The sequence below is a fragment of the Pseudomonas fluorescens genome (assembly GCF_001648775.1).
Taxonomy (GTDB): domain Bacteria; phylum Pseudomonadota; class Gammaproteobacteria; order Pseudomonadales; family Pseudomonadaceae; genus Aquipseudomonas; species Aquipseudomonas fluorescens_M.
Window position 1 is genome coordinate 24,712 of record NZ_LVEJ01000031.1, and the last position, 6,000, is coordinate 30,711.

General features: G+C 60.1%; 6 protein-coding genes and 1 pseudogene. 4 read left to right on the top strand and 3 right to left on the bottom strand.

Annotated features, from left to right (window positions below; genetic code table 11):
• The first annotated feature begins 187 nt into the window (after positions 1 to 187).
• The 4 genes from A8O26_RS26110 to A8O26_RS26125 all read left to right on the top strand — a co-directional run bounded on the left by A8O26_RS26110 (position 188) and on the right by A8O26_RS26125 (position 2,884).
• Positions 188 to 1,090 (top strand): chemotaxis protein CheV, encoded by a 903-nt coding sequence (locus tag A8O26_RS26110; protein WP_064120532.1) that lies wholly within the window; start codon positions 188 to 190, stop codon positions 1,088 to 1,090.
• A gap of 3 nt (positions 1,091 to 1,093) precedes the next feature.
• The gene (locus A8O26_RS26115; protein ID WP_253757034.1) at positions 1,094 to 1,576 is read left to right on the top strand and encodes a GNAT family N-acetyltransferase; all 483 of its coding nucleotides are present in this window, start codon (positions 1,094 to 1,096) and stop codon (positions 1,574 to 1,576) included.
• 148 nt (positions 1,577 to 1,724) lie between these two features.
• A complete protein-coding gene (locus tag A8O26_RS26120; RefSeq protein ID WP_064120533.1) occupies positions 1,725 to 2,051 on the top strand; it encodes a hypothetical protein in 327 nt (108 codons plus the stop codon).
• A gap of 83 nt (positions 2,052 to 2,134) precedes the next feature.
• The gene (locus A8O26_RS26125) at positions 2,135 to 2,884 is read left to right on the top strand and encodes a YkgJ family cysteine cluster protein (RefSeq protein ID WP_064120534.1); all 750 of its coding nucleotides are present in this window, start codon (positions 2,135 to 2,137) and stop codon (positions 2,882 to 2,884) included.
• A 190-nt stretch (positions 2,885 to 3,074) separates the two neighbouring features.
• Here A8O26_RS26125 and A8O26_RS26130 read toward each other — a convergent pair whose 3' ends face one another.
• From A8O26_RS26130 to A8O26_RS26135, 3 genes and pseudogenes are all read right to left on the bottom strand, one after another.
• Complete coding sequence (locus tag A8O26_RS26130) at positions 3,075 to 4,136, bottom strand: methyl-accepting chemotaxis protein (protein WP_437339891.1); 1,062 nt, start codon at positions 4,134 to 4,136, stop codon at positions 3,075 to 3,077.
• Positions 4,137 to 4,382: 246 nt separating this feature from the next.
• Positions 4,383 to 4,664: pseudogene (locus A8O26_RS30725) on the bottom strand (PAS domain-containing protein); the annotation flags it as partial.
• Positions 4,665 to 4,815: 151 nt separating this feature from the next.
• Complete coding sequence (locus A8O26_RS26135; protein ID WP_064120536.1) at positions 4,816 to 5,055, bottom strand: hypothetical protein; 240 nt, start codon at positions 5,053 to 5,055, stop codon at positions 4,816 to 4,818.
• Between the last annotated feature and the right edge of the window lie 945 nt (positions 5,056 to 6,000).

Consider the following 6,000-nt stretch of genomic DNA (forward strand, 5'->3'; position numbering starts at 1 on the left):
CAATATCCCCCAATCGGCCCCCTCTCCCTCCGGGATAGGGCTGGGGTGAGGGGTTTTGGCTTTGGCTTTTGATCGAAACGCCACCCGACAACTAACCTAAAGCCCAACCTTTTGACGCCGATAACCCGGCATCAATAGTTTCTGGCGATTTACACCCTCGCCCACCACCTTTCCACAGAAGGTTTATATGTCCTCCACCAAAGCCCGCGCAGATTCACTTTCGCTTCTGCTGTTTACCTTGCGCAGCGGCAAGTTGATGGCGATCAACCTGCTGAAAGTCAGTGAAATCATTCCCTGCCCGCCGCTGACCAAATTGCCGGAGTCGCACCCGCACGTGAAGGGCATCGCCACCCTGCGCGGCGCCTCGCTGTCGGTCATCGACCTCAGTCGCGCGATCGGCGAGCGGCCCCTGGAAGACCCGAACGGCGGCTGCCTGATCGTGACCGATGTCAGCCGTTCGAAGCAGGGCCTGCACGTACAAGCGGTGAGTAAAATCGTCCACTGCCTGACCACCGACATCAAACCACCGCCGTTCGGCTCCGGCGGTTCGCGCGCCTACATCACCGGCGTGACCTCGGTGGACGGCACGTTGGTGCAGGTACTCGACATTGAAAAGGTTATCCACAGCATCGCCCCGGCGCAGATCGAAATGGCCCCGACCGACCTGAGCATGGAAGACGCGGATGTGCTCGGCAACGCACGCATTCTGGTGGTCGACGACAGCCAGGTGGCGCTACAGCAATCGGTGCACACCCTGCGCAACCTCGGCCTGCAATGCCACACCGCGCGCAGTGCCAAGGAAGCCATCGACTGCCTGCTCGACCTGCAAGGCACTGCGCAGCAGATCAATCTGATCGTCTCCGACATCGAGATGTCCGAGATGGACGGCTACGCCTTCACCCGCACCCTGCGTGAGACTCCGGACTTCGCTCACCTCTATGTGCTGCTGCACACCTCGCTCGACAGCGCGATGAACAGCGAGAAAGCGCGACTGGCCGGCGCCAATGCCGTGCTGACCAAGTTCTCTTCGCCGGAGCTCACTCAACGCCTGATCGAAGCGGCCAAACACGTCGCGGCAAACGGGTACTGAGTCTTGGCTGAGCGCTACTGTTTTCTGCTGCGGCGCGACTTGAGTGATGTCGTGCCGGATGCGCAATGGCCGTCAGGCATCGAACGTTCCATCTACCGCGCAGAACTGGCGCCAGCGGTGCATCAGTTGATGCAACTCGGATACCGCGGGGGCGGTGGTCGTGTACCGCCGCTGGAAGACTGGCAGCGGCGGTTTGAATCCGACCCCGAATACGATCCGACACTGTGCTTCATCGTCCGCGATGGAGACGGCGTGATTGGCGTGGCGCAGTGCTGGACCAGTGCCTACATCAAGAATCTGGTGGTGCATCCACGTGCTCAGCGACTGGGGCTGGGCCGCGCGCTGTTGCTCAATGCGTTCAAGGTGTTTCAGCAACGGCGCGAAGGGTTTGTCGATCTGAAGGTGCTGGAAGACAACCTGCGGGCGCAGCGCTTGTATGAAAGTGCCGGGATGTACGTAGTCCGCCGGGAACTGGTGCCGGACTGATCGACCGCTTTCGCGAGCAGGCTCGCTCCCAGCCTGGAATGCATTTCAAATTGTGAGAGCGCGCCTGCTCGCGAAGAGGCCGGCACAGGCAACTTCCCTTCTCATGCACACTCCAACCTTGGCCACCCACGACCAAGGACGCCCCACCATGAAAGCCATCACCGCAAGCCTGCTCTGCCTCGCCGCCCTCACCTCTCAAGCCCACGCCTCCAGCCCCGACGCCTGGGCCGCTTACGACAAAACCGTGCTCGCCAGTTGCACCAAGGCCAGCGGTCTGAAAAATGCCAAACCCGTCGGCACGCCTGCGCAATTCGATGACCGTGTTGGCTACACCGCCGTTCTGCTGCAAGGCCAATACCCGCAAAAACACATGAAAGGCCAGCAAGGCACCGAGTTGTGCCTGTACAGCAAACAGTCGAAAACCGCCTTCGTCACCGAGTGGGACTCGATCCGCCCGACCGCCAAAACCCAGTGAATGGCGCATAATTTGCTTCACTCAGAGCCTGTACGGTGGTTTTTCGCCACCGTTCCACACCCTGATTGAAGACAGATTGCTCAATGAATACGACATTTTCCTGCGTGGGCTGCGGCAAATGCTGCACTGACCACCATGTCCCTCTGACCCTGGCCGAAGCCCGCATGTGGGCGGCGGATGGCGGACAAGTGATCGTGTTGGTAGAGGCTTTTCTCGGTAATGGCCTGGGTTTGCCGGCGCAGCAGCGTGAACATGCCGAACGTCGCTCAGTGGTCGTTCGCAGCGGCGCAACGGACGCCCATGTGGCGATCACCTTTGCCGCGTACAACGTCGGCCCCTGTCGGAATCTTGACGACGACAAGCTGTGCCGGATCTACCAGCGGCGCCCACTGGTCTGCCGCATTTACCCGGCGGAAATCAATCCACATATCCCGCTCAACCCTGCTGCCAAGGATTGCCCGCCGGAGTCCTGGGAACAGGGGCCGGTGTTGATTGCTGGGGGAAAACTGGTTGATCAGGAACTGATTGAATTGATTCAACGCTCGCGTCAGGCGGACCGGGATGACATCGGCATCAAGGAGGCAATTTGCGCGACGCTCGGGATCCGTACCACGGCGCTGAAGGGTGACGGGTTTACTGCGTATTTGCCGAATATGGATGCGTTTGCGGCGGTGATTGATCAGTTGAGCGCACAACCGTTGGCGCCGGCACCGAGTGACTGGATGTTTCATTTATCCGGGGATGATATTGCCGGGCAAGTGTTGGCGGCCGGGGCGCAGGTGGTGACGGAGCCGGCGCAGACGTATGCGTTTATCTCGCTGCGGGCGGCTTGATCCAGATACTACATCGCGGCTGATGGCCCTTTCGCGAGCAGGCTCGCTCCCACAGGGGATCCGTATTCCACCAAAGCCTATCTGTGGAACAGAGAAGCCCCTGTGGAATTAGCTACCACAATAGTGCTGTGACCCACCGAAGATCCCTGTGGGAGCGAGCTTGCTCGCGAAGACGTCAGCCAGAACAACCTCAATCCCGAACCTGCCGCCGCCCCCAGAACTCCCGCGCCAACAACCGTAGGTCCCCCGCGAGCCCCGCCACATCCTCGGAGTTGCGTTGACTCTGGCGCCCTTCATCCACCGTCACCTCGCACGCCGTACGAATGCTGACGATGTTGCGATTGATGTCCTCGCTCACCGCACTCTGTTGCTCCACCGCTGCGGCAATCTGCAGGCTCATCTCGGTGATCTGCTCGACCCGCTCACTGATTCCGTCCAGCGCCCGCGCTGCTCGTTTAGCCTGCTCAACACTGTTATCGACATGCTCGCTGCTCTGCTGCATGACCAACACCGCATCGCGTGCGCCGTTTTGCAGGGTGCTGATCATGCGCTGAATCTCATTGGTCGATTGCTGCGTACGCTGCGCCAACCCTCGAACTTCATCCGCTACCACCGCAAATCCACGCCCGGCATCACCGGCGCGGGCCGCTTCGATCGCCGCGTTGAGCGCCAGCAGATTGGTTTGCTCAGCGATGCTGCGAATCACCTCCAGCACCCCGGAAATCTCGCTGCTATACCCTTCGAGTTGATGGATCACCTGCGTCGCCCGCCCCAACTCCTCGGCCAGCCGCAACACTGCGCTGCGACTTTCGCCGACCAGCAAATGCCCTTCGCGAGTTTCCGTCCCGGCCATGTCGGCCGCCACCGAAGCTTGCTGCGCATGGCTGGCGACCTGCGCAACGCTGGCTGCCATCTGATGAATCGCTGCCGCGACCTGATCGGTTTCCGCCTGCTGCGCCAATGAACTGGTGTGACTGCTGTGCAGATGATCGACCAATTGTGCGGCATGCCCGGCCAATTGTTGCGAGGCATCACCAATACGTCCCACGACCGCGCCGACCTGCGCTTCAAGCATCTGCAAGGCAAACTCGATTTGCCCGAACGCATCGTGCCGGCCGGTGTAAATGCCCTGGCTTAAAGGGTTATCGGCGATTTGCTTCGACCGCTCGCCGAGGCGCGCCAGCGGCCGCAAAATCCAACGCGCGCCCAACGCACACGCGCCGCTGCCAGCCACAAACGCTGCCGCTTCAATCCACAACGTCTCCGGCCGCAGCCACGCTTCGACACTCAAGACCAGGCCGAGTAACGCGCTGCTTAACGCGGTGATCTTCGCCTGTATGCTGAGGTTTGGCAGTTGCCTGCGCGGCTTTTGCGTTGCACGCAATTGCGCATAAGCGCGCTCCGCCGCCGCAACCAGGCGTGCATCCGGACGCGTGCGCACCGACTGATACTCCACCGCTGCGCCGTTCTGCGTCACTGGCGTGACGTAGGCGCTGACCCAGTAGTGATCGCCGTTCTTGCAGCGATTCTTCACTAACCCCATCCACGACCGCCCACGCTTGAGCGTCTGCCACATATGCGCAAACGCCTGCGCCGGCATGTCCGGATGACGCAACAGATGATGTGGCGCACCGAGCAACTCGGCGCGGCTGTAACCGCTGATTTTGATGAAGTCGTCGTTGGCGTAGGTGATCGCGCTGGTCAGATCGGTGGTCGAGAGAATGTTCGCGTCCAGCGCCACATCGACATTGCGGCCGGTGACCGGGAGATTGATCTTCATGGGAAAGCGCGCTCGTTTTATGGGAAAGAGTCGGCAGGGCTGCTGACTCTAAGCGCACCCAATGGTGAAACGTTGATCTGGCTCAGGAACTGAGCACTTAGCCATCACTGTGATGGAAAATCACAGCGATGGCTGCAGGCGGGATTAAAACTCAGCGCTTGCCCATCGAACGACGGGTGCCCGGCGGCGCCATGCCCGGGGTCTTGGTGTGGCCGTTCTTGGCGCCGTTCTTGTACCACGGCTGGTTCGAGCCTTTGGCAGAAGCCAGTTCGCCCGGTTTGAACGGAAATTTGAACGCCGGGATATCGGCTTTGGTGTCGCTGGTATCGGCCAGTTCAGCCGAGACATCGCTGACAGCGTCGTCAACCGGCGGCAGGGTCGGGGAAGTCATAAAAGCTCCGGAAAGCAAAAAGTCGGGCCCGAACAGTGAGCCGCGAAGGCGCGCAGTATACCTGTGCGCCTTGACTCGGCACCTGAAGATTTGCGCTGGACGCTGAACGGTTTGTAGACCAAAAAGTCCCTTTCCGGGACTGATCGGTCCCTTTTTGGGACTCAACAAAATGATCGTTAGAGATGCGTCGCCCGATCAGACGTCTTCGCGAGCAGGCTCGCTCCCACAGGTCGGACGCATTTCAAGATCGGAGCGAGCCTGCTCGCGAAGAACGATGACGCGGTATCAGGACGAGTTATATGTGGATCTAGAGAGCGCACGTCCGACGGACAACCTGAAAACCTTGTGGGAAAGTTCTGGTTATTTGACACAGATTTAAACAGCCAAAAGCCAACCCTCACCCTAGCCCTCTCCCAGAGGGAGAGGGGACTGATCGAGGTGTTTGGGAGAGCTACGCCGACGTGAAATACCGAGTTGAGCTCAGATTCTGAAACAGATCAAAAGCCCCTCACCCTAGCCCTCTCCCGGAGGGAGAGGGGACTGACCGAGGTGTTTTGGAGAGTTACGCCGACGTGCGATTGCCGTGTTGAACTCAGATTCTGAAACAGATCAAAAGCCCCTCACCCTAGCCCTCTCCCAGAGGGAGAGGGGACTGACCGAGGTGTTTGGGCGAGCTACGCCGACGTGAAATACCGAGTTGAGCTCAGATTCTGAAAGGCTCAAAAATCGGCTCCCTCTCCCTCGGGAGAGGGCTGGGCGGGCGGCGTTCCGATGAGGGGCAAACCCACCACAAAAACAAAAGCCGTGCGCGCCCCGCTCTTCACCACTCAATAGGCCGAGTGTCAGCTCGCCTGCTCTTGATCTTGATCCACGGGCGACATCGGAAGGCTGAGTGGAGGGATTGATCCGGGGGTGGGAGCGCAGCGACCGTTTGGCGCAGCCAAA

Coding starts and splice junctions, on each gene's coding strand:
- A8O26_RS26135 (WP_064120536.1), bottom strand. CDS start 5,055: ATGACTTCCCCGACCCTGCCGCCGGTTGACGACGCTGTCAGCGATGTC.
- A8O26_RS26110 (WP_064120532.1), top strand. CDS start 188: ATGTCCTCCACCAAAGCCCGCGCAGATTCACTTTCGCTTCTGCTGTTT.
- A8O26_RS26120 (WP_064120533.1), top strand. CDS start 1,725: ATGAAAGCCATCACCGCAAGCCTGCTCTGCCTCGCCGCCCTCACCTCT.
- A8O26_RS26125 (WP_064120534.1), top strand. CDS start 2,135: ATGAATACGACATTTTCCTGCGTGGGCTGCGGCAAATGCTGCACTGAC.